Origin of the sequence: Amycolatopsis sp. M39 (assembly GCF_001651785.1) — a bacterium.
Lineage (GTDB): Bacteria > Actinomycetota > Actinomycetes > Mycobacteriales > Pseudonocardiaceae > Amycolatopsis > Amycolatopsis rubida.
In genome coordinates this window covers 208,363-227,494 of the sequence record NZ_LWSF01000002.1, presented here as the reverse complement: position 1 = coordinate 227,494, position 19,132 = coordinate 208,363, and the positions used below count along the sequence as shown (strand labels likewise).

General features: G+C 68.5%; 18 protein-coding genes and 2 pseudogenes. 11 read left to right on the top strand and 9 right to left on the bottom strand.

Annotated elements, in window-relative coordinates; genetic code table 11:
- Positions 1-108: 108 nt before the first annotated feature.
- Positions 109-360 carry a hypothetical protein gene (locus A4R44_RS05770; RefSeq protein ID WP_037369289.1) on the bottom strand — a complete coding sequence of 84 codons (252 nt, stop codon included), beginning with the start codon at positions 358-360 and terminating at the stop codon, positions 109-111.
- A gap of 237 nt (positions 361-597) precedes the next feature.
- Between A4R44_RS05770 and nth the strand changes: the two genes are divergently transcribed.
- The 4 genes and pseudogenes from nth (at position 598) to A4R44_RS05750 (ending at position 3,771) form a co-directional block, all read left to right on the top strand.
- Positions 598-1,281 carry an endonuclease III gene (gene nth, locus A4R44_RS05765; protein WP_067577035.1) on the top strand — a complete coding sequence of 228 codons (684 nt, stop codon included), beginning with the start codon at positions 598-600 and terminating at the stop codon, positions 1,279-1,281.
- The gene (locus tag A4R44_RS05760; RefSeq protein WP_067577033.1) at positions 1,278-1,880 is read left to right on the top strand and encodes a TlpA disulfide reductase family protein; all 603 of its coding nucleotides are present in this window, start codon (positions 1,278-1,280) and stop codon (positions 1,878-1,880) included. Before nth ends, A4R44_RS05760 begins: the two co-directional genes overlap by 4 nt.
- Positions 1,877-2,593, top strand: coding sequence for a CoA pyrophosphatase (locus tag A4R44_RS05755; protein WP_067577031.1), 717 nt, complete (start codon positions 1,877-1,879; stop codon positions 2,591-2,593). The genes A4R44_RS05760 and A4R44_RS05755 overlap by 4 nt, the downstream gene beginning before the upstream one ends.
- Positions 2,594-2,600: 7 nt before the next feature.
- Positions 2,601-3,771: pseudogene (locus A4R44_RS05750) on the top strand (MarP family serine protease).
- A gap of 278 nt (positions 3,772-4,049) precedes the next feature.
- Here the strand turns inward: A4R44_RS05750 and A4R44_RS05745 are convergent.
- Genes A4R44_RS05745 through nhaA form a run of 3 tightly spaced genes read right to left on the bottom strand, consistent with a single transcriptional unit; the run spans position 4,050 to position 6,728 of the window.
- Positions 4,050-4,967 carry an alpha/beta fold hydrolase gene (locus A4R44_RS05745; RefSeq protein WP_067578045.1) on the bottom strand — a complete coding sequence of 306 codons (918 nt, stop codon included), beginning with the start codon at positions 4,965-4,967 and terminating at the stop codon, positions 4,050-4,052.
- Positions 4,968-4,986: 19 nt separating this feature from the next.
- Positions 4,987-5,484 carry a phage holin family protein gene (locus A4R44_RS05740; protein WP_067577029.1) on the bottom strand — a complete coding sequence of 166 codons (498 nt, stop codon included), beginning with the start codon at positions 5,482-5,484 and terminating at the stop codon, positions 4,987-4,989.
- A 59-nt stretch (positions 5,485-5,543) separates the two neighbouring features.
- Positions 5,544-6,728, bottom strand: coding sequence for a Na+/H+ antiporter NhaA (gene nhaA / locus A4R44_RS05735; protein ID WP_067577027.1), 1,185 nt, complete (start codon positions 6,726-6,728; stop codon positions 5,544-5,546).
- Between the two features lie 287 nt (positions 6,729-7,015).
- Here nhaA and A4R44_RS05730 point away from each other — a divergent pair, with 287 nt between their 5' ends.
- Positions 7,016-8,473 carry a peptide MFS transporter gene (locus A4R44_RS05730; RefSeq protein WP_067577025.1) on the top strand — a complete coding sequence of 486 codons (1,458 nt, stop codon included), beginning with the start codon at positions 7,016-7,018 and terminating at the stop codon, positions 8,471-8,473.
- Here the strand turns inward: A4R44_RS05730 and A4R44_RS05725 are convergent.
- Positions 8,470-9,192: a VIT family protein gene (locus A4R44_RS05725; RefSeq protein WP_067577023.1), complete on the bottom strand. Its 723-nt coding sequence runs from the start codon at positions 9,190-9,192 to the stop codon at positions 8,470-8,472. The two genes, A4R44_RS05730 and A4R44_RS05725, sit on opposite strands and share 4 nt — an antisense overlap.
- 121 nt (positions 9,193-9,313) lie before the next feature.
- On the opposite strand from A4R44_RS05725, the gene A4R44_RS05720 reads away from it, so the two are divergent.
- A complete protein-coding gene (locus A4R44_RS05720) occupies positions 9,314-9,652 on the top strand; it encodes a cupin domain-containing protein (RefSeq protein ID WP_067577021.1) in 339 nt (112 codons plus the stop codon).
- Positions 9,653-9,715: 63 nt separating this feature from the next.
- Here A4R44_RS05720 and A4R44_RS05715 read toward each other — a convergent pair whose 3' ends face one another.
- The 3 genes and pseudogenes from A4R44_RS05715 to A4R44_RS05705 form a co-directional block, all read right to left on the bottom strand.
- A complete protein-coding gene (locus A4R44_RS05715; protein ID WP_067577019.1) occupies positions 9,716-10,231 on the bottom strand; it encodes a DUF6319 family protein in 516 nt (171 codons plus the stop codon).
- Between the two features lie 137 nt (positions 10,232-10,368).
- Positions 10,369-12,348: an acetate--CoA ligase gene (gene acs, locus A4R44_RS05710; RefSeq protein ID WP_067577017.1), complete on the bottom strand. Its 1,980-nt coding sequence runs from the start codon at positions 12,346-12,348 to the stop codon at positions 10,369-10,371.
- 118 nt (positions 12,349-12,466) lie between these two features.
- Positions 12,467-13,041: pseudogene (locus A4R44_RS05705) on the bottom strand (GNAT family N-acetyltransferase).
- A gap of 112 nt (positions 13,042-13,153) precedes the next feature.
- Between A4R44_RS05705 and A4R44_RS05700 the strand changes: the two are divergent.
- The 5 genes from A4R44_RS05700 (at position 13,154) to A4R44_RS05680 (ending at position 18,547) form a co-directional block, all read left to right on the top strand.
- Entirely contained in the window at positions 13,154-13,651 is a 498-nt protein-coding gene (locus A4R44_RS05700) for a phosphoribosyltransferase (RefSeq protein WP_067577015.1), read from the top strand.
- 82 nt (positions 13,652-13,733) lie between these two features.
- The gene (locus A4R44_RS05695) at positions 13,734-14,456 is read left to right on the top strand and encodes an oxidoreductase (protein WP_067577013.1); all 723 of its coding nucleotides are present in this window, start codon (positions 13,734-13,736) and stop codon (positions 14,454-14,456) included.
- Positions 14,457-14,638: 182 nt separating this feature from the next.
- Positions 14,639-15,388, top strand: coding sequence for a 3-hydroxybutyrate dehydrogenase (locus tag A4R44_RS05690; protein ID WP_067577011.1), 750 nt, complete (start codon positions 14,639-14,641; stop codon positions 15,386-15,388).
- A 34-nt stretch (positions 15,389-15,422) separates the two neighbouring features.
- A complete protein-coding gene (locus tag A4R44_RS05685; protein WP_067577009.1) occupies positions 15,423-16,730 on the top strand; it encodes an MFS transporter in 1,308 nt (435 codons plus the stop codon).
- A complete protein-coding gene (locus tag A4R44_RS05680) occupies positions 16,727-18,547 on the top strand; it encodes a GAF domain-containing protein (RefSeq protein WP_067577007.1) in 1,821 nt (606 codons plus the stop codon). The genes A4R44_RS05685 and A4R44_RS05680 overlap by 4 nt, the downstream gene beginning before the upstream one ends.
- Here A4R44_RS05680 and A4R44_RS05675 read toward each other — a convergent pair.
- Entirely contained in the window at positions 18,532-19,101 is a 570-nt protein-coding gene (locus A4R44_RS05675) for a TetR/AcrR family transcriptional regulator (RefSeq protein ID WP_067577005.1), read from the bottom strand. The genes A4R44_RS05680 and A4R44_RS05675 overlap by 16 nt on opposite strands.
- Positions 19,102-19,132: the final 31 nt, after the last annotated feature.

Here is a 19,132-nt window from a genome sequence, read left to right as displayed (position 1 = left end):
AGTGTCGCCGATCACTTTCGCGTCAGTCTAGGGCGTGTCGGGCAGATCGCTCGTCGGCTCGCCGCGCCCGGCGCGGCTGCCTGGAACGATCTCGTCCGACTGAGCAGCCTAACTCCGCACCTTGCGCGCGCGTAGCCTGGCTGCCCGTCCGCCGAGCCTGCGGAGCCGGAAGAGCTCCAGCGCGCGGCCGATCCCGTGCCCGTACAGGGCCCTGACCTCGTTGGGCTGGGCCTGCTCCAGGAACTCCTCGACCTCGTTCTCCTGCACCGCGACGTGCTTGAGCCTGCTCTCGACCCGTTCCATGAACAACGCGAAGAACATGATCACCAGCGGGACCAAGATCACGAACCACACGGTCATGCCACAGCTCCGCTGTTTTCGGTGACGCACTCGGTCATGGATCTCCAGATCCTCGCTCAGGGCGGACGCGCGGCCCGCAGAGGTGGTGCTCTGGCGGTTCGGCCGTCCACCGGCGGATGCTCCCGACCGGCTCGTCCGACTCGCCCGTAGGCTATCGGGGTGCCCCCTGTTGTCCCGAACGGGCCCCGCGCGGACCGCGAAGAAAGCCGGCTCGCTCTCGTGAGACGCGCCCGGCGGATGAAACGTTGCCTCGACGAGGTTTATCCGGACGCGAAGGCCGAGCTGGACTTCACGAATCCGCTGGAACTGCTGGTCGCGGTGGTGTTGTCGGCGCAGACCACGGACGTGCGGGTGAACCTCGTCACGCCCGCGTTGTTCAAGAAGTACCGCACCGCGGCCGATTACGCCGGAGCCGAGCGCGCCGAACTCGAGGAATACCTGCGCACGACCGGGTTTTTCCGGGCGAAAGCGAATTCGCTGATGGGTCTCGGCGCGGCGCTCGTGGAGCGCTACGGCGGCGAGGTGCCGAAGAAACTCGACGACCTCGTCACGCTGCCCGGCGTCGGCCGCAAGACCGCGAATGTCGTGCTCGGCAACGCTTTCGACGTGCCGGGAATCACAGTGGACACTCACTTCGGCCGCCTCGTGCGGCGCTGGGGCTGGACCGCGGAAGAGGACCCGGTCAAGGTCGAGCACGCGGTCGGCGAGCTGATCCCGCGGAAAGAGTGGACCATGCTGTCCCACCGCGTGATTTTCCACGGCCGCCGCGTGTGCCACGCACGGAAACCGGCCTGCGGCGCGTGTCCGCTGCGCAAGGACTGCCCGTCGTTCGGCACCGGGCCCATCGAGTTCGAAGTGGCCGCGAAACTGGTCAAAGGCCCGGAGAAGGACCACATTCTCGAGCTGGCGGCGCGCGGGTGACCGCAGTCACCAAGTGGGCGCTCGGGGTCGCGGTGCTGGCGGTGGCCGCGTTGGTCGCGGTCCTGACGCTGCGCGGCGGCGATTCGACGTCCGCGCCGCCCGCGTCCGGCGACCTCGCCTCGGCTCGTGCGGCGGCGAAGCTCCAGGCTTGCCCGCCCGCCGCGGCGAAAGCCGTCGATCAGCTCTCCGGGATCGAAGCGGACTGCCTCGGCGACGGGTCCCGCGTGGACGTCGCCAAGGTTCTCGGCGGCGGTCCGGTGCTGGTCAACGTATGGGCGTCGTGGTGCCAGCCGTGCCGCACCGAGCTGCCGGTGCTGCAGCGGTACGCCGCTGAGCCGGGTGCGGTGCGCGTGGTCGGCGTGCAGGTCGCCAGCCCGGCTCCGGACGGGCTCGGCCTGTTCGAGCGACTCGGCGTGCACCTCCCGTCGCTCTACGACGGCGACGGCCAGACCGGTCCCATCCGCACCGCGCTCAAGGTGCCCTCGTCGCTGCCCGCGTCGTACTTGGTCAGTGCGGACGGCCAGGTCCGGTTCATCGCGAACCCGCGGGTGTTCGACAACACTGACCAGGTGCGCGCTGCTGTGAAGGACTACTCATGACCACCGGACCGCTTGTCGAACCCGAAGCCGTGCCGGAATGGCTGCGGCCGCTGGTGAAGGTGTCCGGCGAGGTCGACAGCCGCACGTTCACCCGGTTCAGCCCGCCCGAAGACCTGCTCACCCGCGCCGCCGCGGTGCTCATCCTGTTCGGCGAACGGCCTGGCGGCGACGGCCCGGACGTCCTGCTGCAACGCCGGGCGGACACGCTCGGCTCGCACGCCGGGCAGGTCTCGTTCCCCGGCGGCGGCGCGGAGGACGGCGACGACGGCCCGGTCGGCACGGCGCTGCGCGAAGCCGAGGAGGAGACCGGCGTCGACCCGTCGGGGATCCTGCCGGTCGCGGTGCTGCCGGAGCTGTTCGTGCCGGTGTCGAGGTTCGCGGTGACGCCGGTGCTGGCGCATTGGCACAGCCCGTCGCCGGTGCGCGCGGTCGATCCGGCAGAGACGGCGGCGGTCGCTCGGGTGTCGCTGGCCGACCTCGCCGACCCGGCCAACCGGTTCACCGTGCGCCGCGGCGACGCGTCGTGGCGCGGGCCCGCGTTCACTGTCGACGGCTTGTTCGTCTGGGGCTTCACCGCCGGTCTGCTGTCCGTGCTGCTTTCGCTCGGCGGCTGGGAACGGGAGTGGGACACCGGCGACGTGCGCGAGCTTGACGTAGCGTGGGCCGAACATCAGGGCCGGTTGGCGGCTCGGGACGGTTCTATCGAGGAGTGACGGCGCGGTGAACTGGGTCGATGTCGTCGTCCTGCTGCTCGCGGTCATGGCGGCGGTTTCCGGCGCGTTCCAGGGCGTGATCGTCGCGCTGCCCGCGCTCGTGGGCGTCGCGCTGGGCGCGGTGGCCGGGGTGAAGCTGGCGCCGTTCGTGATCAGCCTCTTCGACAGTCCGGTCGCGAAGGTGGCTTTCGCGTTCGCTGTGGTCGTGTTCCTGATCGTGCTCGGCGAGACGCTCGGCGTGTGGGTCGGGCGGAAGCTGCGGCAGAAGATCAATCCGGACAAGCTTTCCGGCATCGACAAGACGCTCGGCGCGATCTTGCAGGCGGCTGCGGTGTTCGTGGTTGCCTGGCTGGTCGCGAATCCGTTGACGACGGTTTCGGCGATTCCTGGGCTGGCTAANGGTGGTGCTCGGCAAGGTCAACGACCTGATGCCTGCCGAGGCGCAAGGACTGCCAAGCGATTTGCGGAAGTTGCTTGACGCGTCCGGGTTTCCGTCTGCGCTTTCGCCGTTCGAGAAGGCTCCTTCGGCGGATACGCCGCCGCCGGATACCTCGCTCAATGTGTCCGCTGTGGCCAAGCGGGTGCATCCGAGTGTGGTGAAGATTCGGGGGAATGCGCCGTCTTGTTCCCGGGCGCTCGAAGGCAGCGGATTTGTGGTCGCACCGCAGCGGGTGATGACTAATGCGCACGTGGTGGCGGGGACCGATGAGGTCGGGATCGAGTCGACTTCGGGGGACTATCGGGCTCGGGTTGTCTATTTCAATCCGGAGATCGATGTCGCGGTGCTGGCGGTGCCTGGGCTGAGGGCGCCGGTGTTGCCGTTTGCGCCGGAAACCGCGAAGGCCGGGGATAACGCGGTGGTGCTCGGGTATCCGTTGGATGGGCCGTATACCGCTACTCCGGCCCGGGTTCGGGGACGGATTAACTTGCGCGGGCCGGATATTTACGACGCTAATACTGTGCAGCGGGATGTGTTCACCGTTCGGGGGACGGTGCGGAGCGGGAACTCCGGGGGGCCGATGATCACGCCTGACGGGGATGTCATCGGGGTGGTGTTCGGGGCCGCGGTGGAGGATCCGGATACTGGGTTCACGCTGACTGCGGATCAGGTGCGCAGTGCGGTTGACGCTGCGCCGTCGCAGACTGCTCGGGTGGGGACTGGGGCTTGCGCTAATTGATCGGCTCGTCGCCTGGGGGCGACATTGGCCCGGTTGCTGGCGTGGGGCACCCCGAAGCCCGAGTGTGCAGGAAGGCTTCGTATCGGGGTGCGGGGGAGGGCTGGGTGCCTCGATGGTCGGGTGTATCGGCTGCGGTTCTCGGGTGGGCTTGCGCGCCAATTGGGGTTTCTTGGTAGTTGTGGTGTGCGGCCTCGTTGTGGCGGTGCGCGGCATCTGGTCGGGTCGCGTGGTCTCGCTGGCGTCTGTGGGGTGGCCCTCACGTACCCCATGCTCGAGTGTCAGCGGACGAAGTCCACAACGGATTTGGTGACTCGGTCCGGGTCTTCCAAGTGTGGGAAGTGGCCGATGCCTGGCCAGATTTTCGGTTCGCTGTGCGGGCCTGCCCAGTGGACTGAGGCCAGTGCGGTTTCCGGAAGGATGCAGGTGTCGTCCGCGCCGTGTAGTTGCAGTACCGGAGCAGTGATGCGGCCGTCGACGGCGTCGGTGAAGCGTCTGCCTTCGCCGCGGAACTGGGCGCGGAAGGCCCAGCGGTAGTACTCCAGTGCGGAGTGCGCGACGCCGGGGACCAGCATGGCTTGGCGGAACGGCGGCATGGTCTCGGTGAAGTCCGAAGAGGATCGCCAGGACTCGCCGGACCAATTGGCGAACAGTTCTTCCACTGCTGCCGCGTTGTCGCGGACCAGCCACTTTTCCGGGGCCATCGGTACCTGGAAGCGGAAAAGATGGCCGGCTGCGCGGATCTGGCCGCGCGCGCGTTTCACCGCCGACTTGAACGCTAGCGGGTGCGCGGCGCCGATGGCGGTCACCGAGGACACGAGGCGCGGGTGCAGTGCCGCGACGGTCCAGGCGAGCATGCCGCCCCAGGCGTGGCCTACTAGATGTGCCCGGCGGGCGCCCAATGTCTTGATCAGGCCGCCTACGTCGCCTGCCAGTGTCCACGCGTCGTAGCCGCGCGGGGGTTTGTCTGAGTCGCCGTAGCCGCGCAGGTCTACCGCTACCGCGCGGAAACCCGCGTCGGCCAGTGCGGGCAGTTGGTGGCGCCAGGTCCACCAAAAACCCGCGAACCCGTGCAGGAGCAGCACTAACGGGCCCTCGCCGCATTCGGCGACGTGCAGGCGGATGCCGTTGGCCGAGACGTCGCGATGCGTCCACGGGCCGTCGACCCGCACGCTTGACGGGTCCGGCGTCAGCTCCACCACCGCGCGCGGGCTGGCGTCAGCCCTGCGTCGAGGGCAGGTCGTCGTCTTCGGCCGGCTTGCGCTTGAACGCCTCGGCCGTCTCCTTGACGCTGCTGATCGTGCGTTCCGGCGCGCGCAGCTTCTTCACCTTGCGCCAGCCGATGAACGCGGTCACGCCCACGGTGACCAGCATCAGGCCGAACACCGTCGCGAATGCGGGCCAGCGGATGCCCCACCAGTCCGACAGGCCCTCGGCGATCAGCAGGAACAGGAAGAAGGTGCTGTACAGAAAGACGGTGAGGGCGATCAGGAAGAAGACCGTCCCCTTGAGCGCCTTCTTCGCTTCCTGCGCCAGCTCGGCTTTCGCCAGCTCGATTTCGGCGCGGACCAGCGTCGACAGGTGCTGGGTGGCGTCGCCGACGAGCTTGCCGATGGACTGCTCGCTCGCCGCGGCTTCCTCGTCGCTGGACAGGGGCAGGTACGGCACGGCCCCCACGCCGTCGGGGCTGGTGCGCTCGTGTTTGGGGCTGCTCACTGGGTCATCGTGCCACGTGGCCGCACGCGAGGCGCGACGGACCGGCGGGAGTGTCGGGATCAAGCCGCCTTCGCGTGTACCCGGCTGCGCCGCAAGAGCAGCACGGCCGCCGTCAGCGAGGCGATCGCCGAGGCGATCAAGACCGCCGCCTTGGCCACTTCAGCGGCTTCGGCGGGCAGCGCGAGTTCGGCGATCAGCAGGCTGACGGTGAACCCGACGCCGCCGAGCACGGACAGCGCTGCCACGTCTCGCCAGCTCATTCCGCTGGGCTTTTCCGCCACGCGCAGCTTCACCGCCAGCAGGCTCGCGCCGAAGATGCCGATGAACTTCCCGACGACCAGTCCGATGAGGACAGCCAGCGGCAACGCGGTGGTGAAAACCGTCGACAACGCGTCGCCGTTCACCGAGATCCCCGCGGCGAACAAGGCGAACACCGGCACCGCCACCGCCGCTGACCACGGCTGCAGCCGGTGTTCGAGCCGGACCGCGGGTGCTTCTTCCTCACCCTGGTCCTCGCGGACGCGAGTGAGCAGCCCGAGCGCGACGCCGGCGATCGTCGCGTGGATGCCCGCCGAATGCACCGCGACCCAGGTGATCAGCGCGAGCGGCACGTACAGCCACGGCGTGCGGACGCGCTTGTGCTGCAAGAAGGCGTAAAGCCCAAGCGCGATCACCGCGACCGCCGCCGCGATCAGGTTGAAACTGCTGGTGAAGAGGATCGCGATGACGAGAATCGCGCCAAGGTCGTCCACCACGGCGAGGGAAAGCAGGAACACCCGCGCGCTGCTGGGCAGGTTCGAGGCGGTCAGCGCGAGCACGCCGAGCGCGAACGCGATGTCCGTGGCGACCGGGATCGCCCACGCCCGGTCGACGCCCGGCGTGCCCCAGGCGACCGAGAGCGCGAGCACCGCGGGCACGACCATCCCGCCGACCGCGGCGATCACCGGCAGCACCGCCTGCCGCCACCGGGACAGCTCGCCGACCACCAGTTCTCGTTTGAGCTCAAGCCCGGCGACGAAGAAGAACAGCGCGAGCAGGCCGTCTTTCGCCCAGTCGCCGAGGGTGAGGTTGAGGTGCAGGAACTCCGGGCCGAGCCGGAAGTCGCGCAGTGCCTCGTAAGCCGGCGCGAGCGGCGAGTTGGCCCAGACCAGCGCGACCGCGGTGGCGGCGAGCAGGATCAGCCCACCGGTGGTTTCAGTGCGGAGGAAACGGGCGAATTCGGCGACGGCGCGGGCTGGGGTCACGAAAAACTCCTTGTGGGATCGACGGCTCTTCCGCCGACCAGACTTCCCGGCACACCGACCGCCAGTTTACCGTCCGCAGTCGCCGATTACCGCCCGTTGTGACGAACGGCAACCCAGGACTGCCCGATGACGCTCGCATCGCGCAGGGCCGTGCGCAAACGGAGATCAGCCCGTCGCGGCGGTCAAGTTGTCTAGTCCATACTGACGCCGGTTTTTCGTTCACCTGTTCGCCTTCTAGCATGCGAGGAGAGAACGACAATGATGTTGAATACAGGGACGAGGCAGTAGTGAGCACCCCTATCGACGCCCAGGCCGACACGAGATTTTTCGGGCACCCGAGGGGGTTGGCGAACCTCTTCGGCGTGGAGATGTGGGAGCGCTTCTCCTTCTACGGGATGCAGGGCATCCTCGCCATCTACCTCTACTACCAGGCCGACAAGGGCGGCCTCGGGATCGACCAGAGCGCCGCGCTCGGCATCGTCGGCGCGTACGGCGGCACGGTCTACCTCGCCACGGTCGTCGGCGCGTGGATCGCCGACCGGCTGCTCGGCTCTGAACGCACGCTGTTCTACAGCGCCATCGTGGTGATGATCGGGCACATCGCACTGGCGGTGCTGCCCGGCCTGACCGGCGTCGGCGTCGGTCTCGCGTGCGTCGCGCTCGGGTCCGGCGGGCTCAAGGGCAACGCGACCTCGGTGGTCGGCACGCTGTACGCCGAGGGTGACGAGCGGCGCGACGCCGGATTCACGATCTTCTACATGGGCGTCAACATCGGCGGGTTCATCGGCCCGCTGCTGACCGGGCTCGCCCAGCAGAACGGCGGCTTCCACCTCGGCTTCGGCCTCGCCGCGATCGGCATGGCGCTCGGGCTGATCCAGTACACGATCGGGCGGAAGAATCTCGGCGCGAAGGCGTCCGAGGTGCCGAACCCGCTGCCGTCCTCGCAGCGCGTGCTCGTGGTCGGCGTGGCCGTGGTGATCATCGCCGCGGTCGTCGCGCTGATCATGTCCGGCGTGGTCACCCCGGACAATCTCGCCGACGTCGTGGTCTACGTGGTCGTCGCGATCTCGGTGGTGTACTTCGTCGCGATCCTGACCAGCAAGAAGATCACCTCGGACGAGCGCAGCCGGGTGCTGTCGTTCATCCCGATGTACATCGCGAGCGCCGCGTTCTTCTCGCTGTACCAGCAGCAGGCGACGGTCGTGTCGGTCTACAGCGACCAGCGGCTCGACCGCGACCTGTTCGGCTGGACGATGCCGGTGTCCTGGGTCAATTCGATCAACCCGGTGTTCATCATCGTGTTCGCGCCGATCGTCGCGGCGATCTGGACGAAGCTCGGCCCGAAGCAGCCGTCGACGCCGATGAAGTTCGTGCTCGGCACGGTGCTCATGGGCGTGGCGTTCCTGCTGTTCCTGCCGATGGCGCACACCGGGGAGAACGGCAGCCCGCTGATCGCGCTGGCCGGCATTCTGCTGGTGTTCACCATCGCCGAGCTGATGCTGTCGCCGGTCGGGCTTTCGCTGTCGACGAAGCTCGCGCCGGAGGCGTTCCGGACGCAGATGGTGGCGCTGAACTTCCTGTCGGTGTCGCTGGGCACGGCGATGTCGGGCAAGCTCGCGCAGTCCTACGACCCGCACGACGAGGTGCCGTACTTCAGCATCATCGGCGGCGTCGCGGTCGCGGTCGGCTTGCTGCTGTTCGCGCTGATCCCGATGATCCGCCGACTGATGCGCGGAGTGCACTAACCCACGGTGGTGCCGAAAAGCACTCCGACGAAGTAAGTGACGAGCATGGTGAGGGCGCCGACGCCGACGTTTCGGACGATCGCGCGCCCCACCTGCGCGTCGCCGAGCCTCGCGCTCACGAAACCGGTGAGCGTGAGGCCGACGACCACCGCCAGCGCGCACGCCCAGACGCGGACGCTGACCGATGTCCAGGCGATCGCCAGCAACGGCAGCAGCGCGCCGACGGAGAACGCCAGCAGCGACGCCCACGCCGCCTGCCACGGGCTGGTCAGGTTGTCCGGGTCGATGCCGAGTTCGGCTTCCGCGTGCGCCTGCAGCGGATCGTTTTCGGTCAGCTCGCGCGCGACCTGCTTCGCCAGCTCCGGCGAGAGGCCCTTGCCCTGGTAGATCTGCGCGAGTTCGCGTTCCTCGGCTTCAGGCATTGTTTTCAGTTCTTGCTTCTCGAGCCGCAGCAGCGCGCGTTCGGTGTCGCGCTGGGTGCTCACGCTCACGTATTCCCCGCCCGCCATGGAAAACGCGCCCGCGACGAGTCCGGCAATTCCGGCGGTGAGGATCGTGGTGCTGTCCGTGGTGGCTCCCGCGACGCCCACGACGATGCCCGCGACGGACACGATCCCGTCGTTCGCGCCGAGAACCCCGGCGCGCAGCCAGTTCAGCTTCCCGCCGAGGTCCTCGTGCGGTTCGTGCGCGTGCACCGCGTCGCCCATCGTTTCGGTCACGACTTCAGTGAATCACGGAAATTGTTTCCGCGCGACATTTTCCTGGTGCGCGGGAATTCGGTTAAGAAAGGCAATCCTCAATGAATTGTGCCTTGCCTGACCAGCCGAATAGGCTGCCGGGATGGAGCAGGAGTGGCGGACGTTGTCGGTGGTGGAGGGGCGGCCGTTGCGCGGCGGTACCGGGCTGATCCGGGAACGGGCGCGCGCGGAGCACGGTCTGGCGTACGAAATCCGTTATCCGGCTGGCGTCGCGTCGGCCGAGCACTGCCACGACCACGACAGCATCGTGCACGTGCTGGAAGGGCGGCTGCGCGGCACGGTCGACGGGGTGTGGGCCGAACTCGGACCGGGCGACGTCGTGGTGCATCCGCGCGGGGTGCGCCACCACGTCGAAGCGCTGACCGACAGCCGGTGGATCGAGTTCAAAGCCCCGCTGCCCGGACGACCGCCGGTGGGCTGAAACGACGAACGCCCGGGTCCGGAGCCACCGTGGACACCGGACCCGGGCGAACCGGGGTCTTGCTCAGTTGTCGAGTTCGGCCAGCGCCGCCTTCGCGGCCTCCAGCTCGGCCTCCAGCTGCGCGACCTTCGCGGCCTGCGCTTCGCGCGCTGCGTTGATGACCTCGTCGATCGGGCCGGACAGCTCTTCGTGCAGTTCCTTCGCCGCCCGCGACACCGCCGCGGCCGGGACGGCCAGGCCCTTCGCGACCCACTTGGCGCCGTTCTTCAGCTCGGCCTGCCACTCGCCGTCCGCCGTGCCGGTGACGGTCAGCGTCAGCTCCACAGTGCGGGTCTTCTTCGCCGTCGACGCCGCGGCCTTCGGGCGGCCGCGCTTCGGCTTCGGCGATTCGACGGCTGGGGTTTCCTCAGCCGCCGGCTTCGAAGCGTCCGCCGGGGCGGATTCCGAAGCGGACTCCGCGGGAGCGGCAGTGGACTCGGCGACTTCCGGGGTCTCCGGGGTGCCAGCGGCCTGCGGCGATGACGACGCCGCCGTCTCGGCCGCAGTGTCCTCGTCGTGCGTCAAGGCTTCCACGGACATTCGTGTCGTCTCCTTGCCCGGATCTGGGTTGGGTACGCGGGCATCTTAGAACATGCGTTCGATGTCCGCACTTTCAGGGGATCAATGCAGGAAGGGACCCTCCCAGCCGGGAGGGTCCCTTCCTGACGGTGAAGAACTTACTCCTCCTTGCCGGAGTTCAGTCCGGAGGAGATGAGGTCCATGACCGACGAGTCGGCGAGCGTGGTGACGTCGCCGATTTGCCGGTTCTCCGCGACGTCGCGCAGCAGCCGGCGCATGATCTTGCCGGAGCGGGTCTTCGGCAGCTCGGCCACGACCATGATCTGCCGTGGCTTCGCGATCGGCCCGATTTCCTTCGCGACGTGGTTGCGCAGCTCCTGCACCGCGTCATCGCCACCGTCGACGGCGTTGCCGCGCAGGATCACGAACGCGACGATGCCCTGTCCGGTGGTCGGGTCGGTCGCGCCGACGACGGCGGCCTCGGCGACTGTCGGGTGCGACACGAGCGCGGATTCGACTTCGGTGGTGGAGATCCGGTGTCCGGACACGTTCATCACGTCGTCCACGCGGCCGAGCAGCCAGATGTCGCCGTCCTCGTCGTACTTCGCGCCGTCGCCCGCGAAGTAGTAGCCCTGCTCGGAGAAACGGGACCAGTAGGTGTCGCGGAAGCGCTCTTCGTCGCCCCACACGCCGCGGAGCATCGACGGCCACGGCTTGTCCAGCACGAGGTATCCGCCGCCGCCGTGCGGGACCTCGGCACCGGTGTCGTCCACGACCTTCGCCGAGATGCCCGGCAGCGCGCGCTGCGCGGAACCCGGCTTGGCGGCGGTGACGCCGGGCAGCGGAGAGATCATGATCGCGCCGGTTTCGGTCTGCCACCAGGTGTCCACGATCGGCGTCTGGTTCGCGCCGATCTTCTCGCGGTACCAGATCCAGGCCTCGGGGTTGATCGGCTCGCCCACGCTGCCGAGAACCCGCAACGAGGACAAGTCGTACTTCGCCGGGATGTCCTCGCCCCACTTCATGAAGGTGCGGATCAGGGTCGGCGCGGTGTAGTAGATCGAGACCTTGTACTTCTGGACGATTTCCCAGTGCCGGCCCTCGTGCGGCGTGTTCGGCGTGCCTTCGTACACGACCTGGGTCACGCGGTTCGCCAGCGGCCCGTACACGATGTAGGAGTGCCCGGTGATCCAGCCGATGTCGGCGGTGCACCAATAGACGTCTTCGCCCGGCTTGTGGTCGAACACGACGTTGTGGGTGTACGCGGTCTGGGTCAGGTAGCCGCCCGAAGTGTGCAGGATGCCCTTCGGCTTACCCGTGGTGCCCGAGGTGTAGAGGATGAACAGCGGGTGCTCGGAATCGAATGCCTCCGGCTTGTGTTCAGCGGATTGTCCGTCGACCAGTTCGTGCCACCACAGGTCGCGGCCCTCGGTCCACGGCGTCTCGCCTTCAAGGTCGCTGCCGGTGCGCCGGACGACGATGACCTTCTGCACGGTTTCCGCGCCCTGCAAGGCTTCGTCGACGTTCGCCTTCATCGGCGCGGCCTTGCCGCGGCGGTACTGGCCGTCCGAGGTGATCACGATCTTCGCCGCCGCGTCGTCCACCCGCGCGCGCAGCGCAGTCGGCGAGAAACCGCCGAACACCACACTGTGCAAAGCGCCGATCCGCGCGCACGCCAGCATCGCGAAAATCGCCTCGGGCACCATCTGCAGCTGGATCGCCACGACGTCCCCGGCCACGACGCCCAGCGACGACAGCGCGTTCGCGGCCCTCGAGACCTCGTCCTTCAGCTGCGAGTAGGTGATGTCGCGCGTGTCGCCCGGTTCGCCGACCCAGTGGATCGCGACCTGGTCCCCGTGGCCGGACTCGACGTGCCGGTCCACGCAGTTGTACGCGACGTTCAGTTTCCCGCCCACGAACCACTTCGCGAACGGCGCATTGGTCCAGTCCAATACCTGGGACCACTTCGTGTCCCACGACAGCCGCTCCGCCTGCCCGGCCCAGAACTGCTCCCGGTCAGCGTCCGCCGTCGCATACAAATCGGCCTTCGCGTTCGCCTGACCAGCGAACTCGTCGCTGGGAGGAAACGTGCGGCTCTCGGTGAGCAGGTTGTCCAACGCTGGGGACTGCTCGGTCATGGTGCAAAGCCTCCTGTAGTGCGAACCCGCGGCTCAGGGAACGCTAGCGACGTTAGCCCGCCTACGACAAGGTTGCAGCCACGTTGCGCGCACAGCTCCAAGCGACCTGCGGCGAGGCTCAGCCGAGGCGGGCGAGCAGCCGGGCACGGGCGCCCGGCCACTCGGCGTCGGTCATCGAGTAGAGCACCGTGTCGCGTGTCGTGCCGTCCGGACGGATCCGGTGCGCCCGCAGCACCCCCTCGCGCAGCGCGCCGAGCCGTTCGATGGCGCGTTGCGAACGGAGGTTGCGGTTGTCGGTTTCCCACGCGACGCGCTGGGCTCCCCAGTCCTCGAAGGCGTTGCGCAGCAGGAGGAATTTGGACTCGGTGTTGAGCGCGGTGCGCTGGAATTCCGCGCCGATCCAGGTGTGCCCGATCGAGAGGATCCGGTGCCTCGCTACCACCTGGTAATAAGAAGTGGTCCCGGCGACGCGGCCGGACGCGACGTCGATCTGCGCCCACGGGCGGCGGTCCGGGTCGGCGAGCGCGTCCTTCACCATCGTCTCGGTTTCGCCGAGGCCGGCGGGCTGGCGGACGCTCAGCCAGGCCCAGATGGCCGGGCTCCGGCTTCGAGCAGGCCGGGGGCGTGCTCGGTGGTGAGGGGTTCGAGCCGTACGTGGCGGCCGGACAGAATCGGGTGCTCGCTCCAGGTCACGGGCTCACGCTACGACGACAAGTGGCAGTGCCTAAGTACCATTTACCGGTCATTTCAGCAGTCCACTTTCCGGCCGCTTATGCTCGGCGGACCCCCGAGAAAGAGAGCGCGCATGGCCGAGGAGCGAGAAAACCTCACCTGGGAGTTGTTCGGTTCGGCGAGCCGGGAACTGGCGCGGGAGGTGGCCGCGGACGGGTTCGTCCCCGACCTCATCCTCTCCGTCGCGCGCGGCGGGCTGTTCGTCGCGGGCGCGCTCGGGTACGCGCTCGACGTGAAGAACCTCCACGTGATGAACGTCGAGTTCTACACCGGTGTCGACCAGCGGCTGGATCTTCCGGTCATGCTGCCGCCGGTGCCCAACGTGGTGGATCTCACACGCAAGAAGGTGCTGGTCGCCGACGACGTCGCGGACACCGGGGCGACGCTCAAGCTGGTCCGGGACTTCTGCGCCGACCACGTCGCGGACGTGCGGTGCGCGGTGGTTTACGAGAAGCCCGCTTCGACGGTGAAGTGCGAGTACGTGTGGAAGCGGACTGACCGGTGGATCAACTTCCCGTGGTCGGTGCTGCCTCCGGTCGTGGAGCGGGCTGGACAGGTGCTCGACGCATGAGCGCTGCTTGCGAGCGAATCATCGATATTCATGCCGTCGCCTCCCCGTCGACCGGCGTGCCACTCCTGATGGAGGCGGCGACATGAGCGATCCGCTGAAGCCGCTGCTGGAGCTGGACGGCGTTGCCACGGCGGCCAAAGCAGCGCAGGACGCCGTCTTCGCCGTGCACCGGTTGCCCGCGAACCTGCGCGGCGGGGCGGAGACCGCGGCCGAGGCGTCCGTCCGTGCGGCGAGGGCTTCGGCGGGGATCGACGGGGCCAATCCCGAGTTGCCGGAAGCCGGTTCGGTGACCGACCCGCTGCTCGCCGGATCGTTGCGGGTGGCGGAGAAACTGGAGTCGTTGCTGCCGACGTGGCGGCGGGCTCCGTTGCAGACGTTGGCCCGGCTGCATTTGCTGGCCGCGTCGGACGTGGTGTCCGATCCGGATCAGCTTGGCCGTCCGCAGCGCGGCGGCGAGCGGCTGGAGTTGCTGGCTCAGCTCGTCACCGGTGCGAGCGCGGTACCCGGGCCGGTGCTGACCGCGGTGGTGCACGGCGAGCTGCTGGCGTTGTCACCGTTCGGTTCGGCGGACGGGGTGGTCGCCCGGGCGGCGGCGCGGCTGTCGATGGTCGCCACTGGGCTTGACCCGAAGGCGTTGACGGTGCCGGAAGTCGCCTATTTCCGGCGGGTTCCGCGATATGTCGAGCTGGCGCAAGGCTTCGCCGGCGGGACGGCCGACGGCGTGCGCGAGTGGCTGCTCTTCTGCTGCGAGGCCTTCGAAACCGGGGCTAACGAGGCGCGGAGCATCTCCTCTGCTGCTGGCTGAGGGCCATGCGGGGAAGGAAGGGCTAGCCCGCGTCGCGGCGGCACTTTCGAGCTGGACGGGTGCGTCCCAGAAGGGCCCTTTCCCAGACCAGTGCAGGTGGGGTCAGGCCACATAGATGGTCGTCATTCTGTGGGGGACTGAGCCATGGTCGCCCAGGTCGGAGCGACTTACTGTCTTCGGCCATGACCAGTGACAGTTCCCTCGCCGGACGCACCGCGCTGGTGACCGGCGGCGGCAGCGGCATCGGGCTGGCCTGCGTGCGGGCGTTCGGCGCGGCCGGGGCCAAGGTGCACGTCGTGGACGTGGCCGGGGCGGAGGCGGCGGCTGCTGAGGTCGGCGGGCAGGCGCACTCGGTGGACCTGACCGACCCGGCGGCGCTGGCTACCCTGCCCGCGGACGTCGATGTGCTCGTCAACAACGCGGGCGTGCAGCACGTCGCGCCGTTGCCGGAGTTCCCGCCGGAGCGGTTCACCTTCATTCAGTCGTTGATGGTGACTGCGCCGTTTCTGTTGATCCGGCAGTGCCTGCCCGCGATGTACGCGCGCGGTTGGGGCCGGATCGTGAACATGTCCAGCGTGCACGGCGTGCGGGCGAGTCCGTACAAAGCTGCTTACGTCACGGCGAAACACGCGCTTGAGGGACTGTCCAAAGTGGCCGCTCTCGAAGCCGCCGAGCACGGCGTGACCAGCAATTGCGTGAACCCAGGTTATGTCCGTACGCCGCTCGTCACCGGTCAGCTCGAAGCGCAAGCGGCTGAACACGGGGTAGCGCCGGAAGAAGTGCTGGAACAGGTGTTGCTGCGCCGGGCCGCGATCAAGCGATTGATCGAACCCTCCGACGTCGCCGATCTCGTGGTGTGGCTGTGCGGCGAGTCCGCCGGGCACGTCACCGGTGCGTCGCTTCCCGTTGACGGCGGCTGGACCGCCGGCTGAAATCCCCTTTCCCCACAACGGAGTGGAGTCCATTATGGACAAGAAGCTGCTGCGCGTCGTCGGAGCCGGGCTGATCGGAACCACCATCGAGTGGTACGACTTCTTCCTCTACACCTCGGCCGCCGCGCTGGTCTTCAACAAGCTGTTCTTCCCGACCGCGGATCCGCTCACCGGCACTCTGCTGGCGTTGCTCACCTACGCGGTCGGCTTCCTCGCGCGGCCGATCGGCGGGCTCGTGTTCGGGCACTTCGGCGACCGGATCGGACGTAAGAAACTGCTGGTCGTGAGCCTGTTGATGATGGGCGGCTCGACGTTCGCGATGGGCCTGCTGCCCACGTACAGCGCGGTCGGCGTGCTCGCGCCGGTCCTGCTGACGCTGCTGCGGCTGATCCAGGGCTTCGCCCTCGGCGGCGAGTGGGGCGGCGCGGTGCTGCTGGTGTCCGAGCACGGCGACGACCGGCGGCGCGGGTTCTGGGCGTCGTGGCCGCAGACCGGCGTTCCGGCCGGGAACCTGCTGGCCACGGCGGTACTCGCGATCCTGGCGTCGGCGCAGTCGGACGCGACTTTCCAGGCTTGGGGCTGGCGGGTCCCGTTCCTGCTGTCGGGCGTGCTGGTGGTGCTCGGTCTGTGGATCCGGCTGGCGGTTTCGGAATCGCCGGTGTTCATCGCGGCGAAGGCCGCTGCGGACGAGCGTGAGCAGGCACCGATTGTCGACGTGTTCCGCGGGCACTTCCGCGCGCTCGCGGTGACGTTCGGCGCGCGCATCGCGGAAAACGTGTCCTACTACGTGATCACCGCGTTCATTCTCGTGTACGTCACGACCGGGCTCGGCCTGCCGAAGGCGACCGGCCTGACCGCGGTGCTCGTCGCGTCGGCGGTGCATTTCGTGACGATTCCCTTGTGGGGCTTGCTGTCTGACAAGATCGGCCGGAAGCCGGTGTACCTGTTCGGCGTCGTCGGGATGGCCGCGTGGTCGTTCGGCTTCTTCTGGCTGCTCGACCTGCGCACGACGGGTTCGGTGCTCGGCGCGGCGGTGATCGGGCTGGTCGTGCACGGTGCGATGTACGGGCCGCAGGCGGCGTTCTTCGCCGAGCAATTCCCGACGCGGGTGCGCTACACCGGGCTTTCGGTCGGCGGCCAGCTGTCGTCCATCGCGGCCGGTGCGGTCGCCCCGTTGATCGCGGTGGCGCTGTTCGAGGCGTACCACTCGACGGTGCCGGTTTCGGTCTACGTGGTCGCGATGTGTCTGTTGTCGCTGGTCGCGCTGCTCGCCGCCCGTGAGACGCGCGGTGCGTCGCTGCACGAGACGGCGGCCGAACGGCAGGCTTCAATGACAGCATGACGGGTGTGGACCCCACTGCCGAGGCGTATCGCCGGCTGCTCGAACTGCTCGCCGCCGGAGCGAGCAGCGAGCAGCTGGCGCACGTCGCTGCCCGGGGCTTGTCCGCGGAACAGTCCGCCGCGATCGGTTCGGCGACCGAACTGGCGTTGCGGATCCGCGAGACGCTCAGCGAGCACCGGCGGCGGGAAGCCGAGCTGACCGCGTTGTTCGACACCGCGAGCGACCTCGCCCGGCTGCGCGATCCGGACGCGGTGCTGCGGTCGATCGTCCGGCGCGCTCGGACACTGCTTGGCGTGGACGTTTCGTATCTCAGCCTCAACGACGAAGCGAACGGCGAGACCTACATCCGGGTCACCGATGGGTCGGTTTCCGCGCTGTTCCAGCAGATTGTGCTGGGGATGGGCGAAGGGCTCGGCGGGCTGGTAGCGCAGACCGCGCGTCCATACGCGACCGCGGATTACTTCGAGGACGAGCGGTTCCGGCACACGGAACCGATCGACGCGGGCGTCGGTGAGGAAGGGTTGAAGGCGATCCTCGGCGTGCCGCTGGCGATCGGCGGCAAGGTGCTGGGCGTGCTGTACGCGTCCGACCGTTCGTCGCGGGCGTTCTCGACGGCGGAGGTCGCGTTGCTGTCGTCGCTGGCCGCGCACGCCGCGATCGCCTTGGACACCGCGCATCTGCTGGAAGAAACCCGCTCGGCGGCCGCGGAACTGAACGCGGCCAACGCGACGATGCGCCGGGCCGACGACGCACACGACCGGCTGATGGACCTCGTGCTCGGCGGCGCGGATCTGCCCGCGGTGGCAGCGGAAGTGGCCGGAGTGTTGCGCGGCTCGATCGCCGTGTACGACGAGGAAGGCGGGCTGCTGGCCGGTACCTCGGTCGCTTTTGATACTGCCGCGGTGGCTTCGTCCCACGCCAATGGCCGCGCGGTGTCTACAAAGGACGTCTGGGTCTGTGCGGTACGGGCAGGCCGCGAACTGCTCGGCAGCCTGACGCTCTCCGGACGGCCCGAGCTGGCCGGGGACGACCGTCGGCTCTTTGAACGGGCTGCGGTTGTCACGGCATTGCTGTTGCTGTTGCGCCGTTCCGTAGCGCAAGCCGAGGATCAAGTGCGCGGCGAATTGCTGACCGACCTGCTCACCTCGCCGACCCGCAACCCGGGCTCGTTGGTGGCTCGCGCACGCCGGTTGGGCGTCGATTTATCGGCACCGCACGCGGTTCTGGTCGCGCACGCGTCCGGCATCTCTCGCCGCGGACTCGCCGCGGCCTGTGCCCGGTACGGCGATTTGGTCGGAGTCCACGCTGAGCAAGTCGTCGCGCTCGCCCCGGACCAGCCTGCGGCGGCGAGGATCGCGGTCGAGCTGAAGTCCGTTGTGGACTGTCCGGTGACGGTCGGCGCGGCTGGCCCGGCGAGCGGCCCGGAAGCGTTGGCGCAGGCCTACACTGAAGCTGTTCGATGCGTTAATACTCTGCTGGCTCTGGGCCGCGAAGGCGACGGCGCGGCGATGGCCGATCTCGGGTTCCTCGGCGTCCTGCTCGGCCGCCATTCCGACCTGTCCGGTTACGTCCGCGCGACCCTCGGCCCGGTACTCGACTACGACGCTCGCCGCGGCACCGACCTCATCGGCACGCTGCGCGCGTACTACGCGGCAGGCGGGAATTTGGCGCGGGCAAAAGAAACCCTGCACGTCCACGTCAACACGGTCGCGCAGCGGATGGAACGCCTCGCGGTACTGCTGGGCGAGGATTGGCGCGAACCGGAACGCTCGCTGGAGATCCAGCTCGCGCTGCGCGTGCATCAACTCGGCGGCTGACGGACTCCGGCGAGGATCAGGTCGAGCATCCGATCCAACTGCTCCGGCCCGTCCGGCAGCGTCCGCATGCTGCACGCGCCGACCACCGTCACCACAACGTCCTGCGCGCGAACGTCCGCCCGCAGTGTGCCGTCCGCCGCGCCCGCGTCCATGATCAGCTGGACGGCTTCAGTCAGCTCCGCGCGGACCTGCGTCATGTCGACCGTGCCCGCCTCGATGATTGCGCGCAGCGTGTCGGCCATGTCGTGCTTCGTGCTCGCGTACTCGGCGAAGCGGTCCATCCACCGGCGCAGTGCGCGAATCGGCTTCTCGCTCTCAAGCAGCTTCGGCGCGCTCGCGACGACCTGCGCCAACTCGTCGCGGTACAGCGCCTCGACCAGCGCTTCGCGGGTAGGGAAGTGACGGTAGAGCGTGCCGATGCCGACACCCGCTTCGCGTGCGACGCGCTCCAGAGTCACGGGCTCGTCGTCCTGGCCGAACGCTTTACGGGCAGCAGCGAGCAGGCGAAGCCGGTTGCGTTCGGCGTCCGCGCGCGGTTTCTTGGCGCTCGACAAAGCGGAGGGTCCTCCGGTTCTGCTACGGTGG

Excerpts from the sequence above, each read along its gene's own strand:
- nth (WP_067577035.1), top strand. The coding sequence starts at position 598 with ATGAAACGTTGCCTCGACGAGGTTTATCCGGACGCGAAGGCCGAGCTG.
- A4R44_RS05695 (WP_067577013.1), top strand. The coding sequence starts at position 13,734 with ATGAGCGATCCGCTGAAGCCGCTGCTGGAGCTGGACGGCGTTGCCACG.
- A4R44_RS05700 (WP_067577015.1), top strand. The coding sequence starts at position 13,154 with ATGGCCGAGGAGCGAGAAAACCTCACCTGGGAGTTGTTCGGTTCGGCG.
- A4R44_RS05685 (WP_067577009.1), top strand. The coding sequence starts at position 15,423 with ATGGACAAGAAGCTGCTGCGCGTCGTCGGAGCCGGGCTGATCGGAACC.
- A4R44_RS05680 (WP_067577007.1), top strand. The coding sequence starts at position 16,727 with ATGACGGGTGTGGACCCCACTGCCGAGGCGTATCGCCGGCTGCTCGAA.
- A4R44_RS05690 (WP_067577011.1), top strand. The coding sequence starts at position 14,639 with ATGACCAGTGACAGTTCCCTCGCCGGACGCACCGCGCTGGTGACCGGC.
- A4R44_RS05715 (WP_067577019.1), bottom strand. The coding sequence starts at position 10,231 with ATGTCCGTGGAAGCCTTGACGCACGACGAGGACACTGCGGCCGAGACG.
- A4R44_RS05755 (WP_067577031.1), top strand. The coding sequence starts at position 1,877 with ATGACCACCGGACCGCTTGTCGAACCCGAAGCCGTGCCGGAATGGCTG.
- A4R44_RS05720 (WP_067577021.1), top strand. The coding sequence starts at position 9,314 with ATGGAGCAGGAGTGGCGGACGTTGTCGGTGGTGGAGGGGCGGCCGTTG.
- A4R44_RS05770 (WP_037369289.1), bottom strand. The coding sequence starts at position 360 with ATGACCGTGTGGTTCGTGATCTTGGTCCCGCTGGTGATCATGTTCTTC.
- acs (WP_067577017.1), bottom strand. The coding sequence starts at position 12,348 with ATGACCGAGCAGTCCCCAGCGTTGGACAACCTGCTCACCGAGAGCCGC.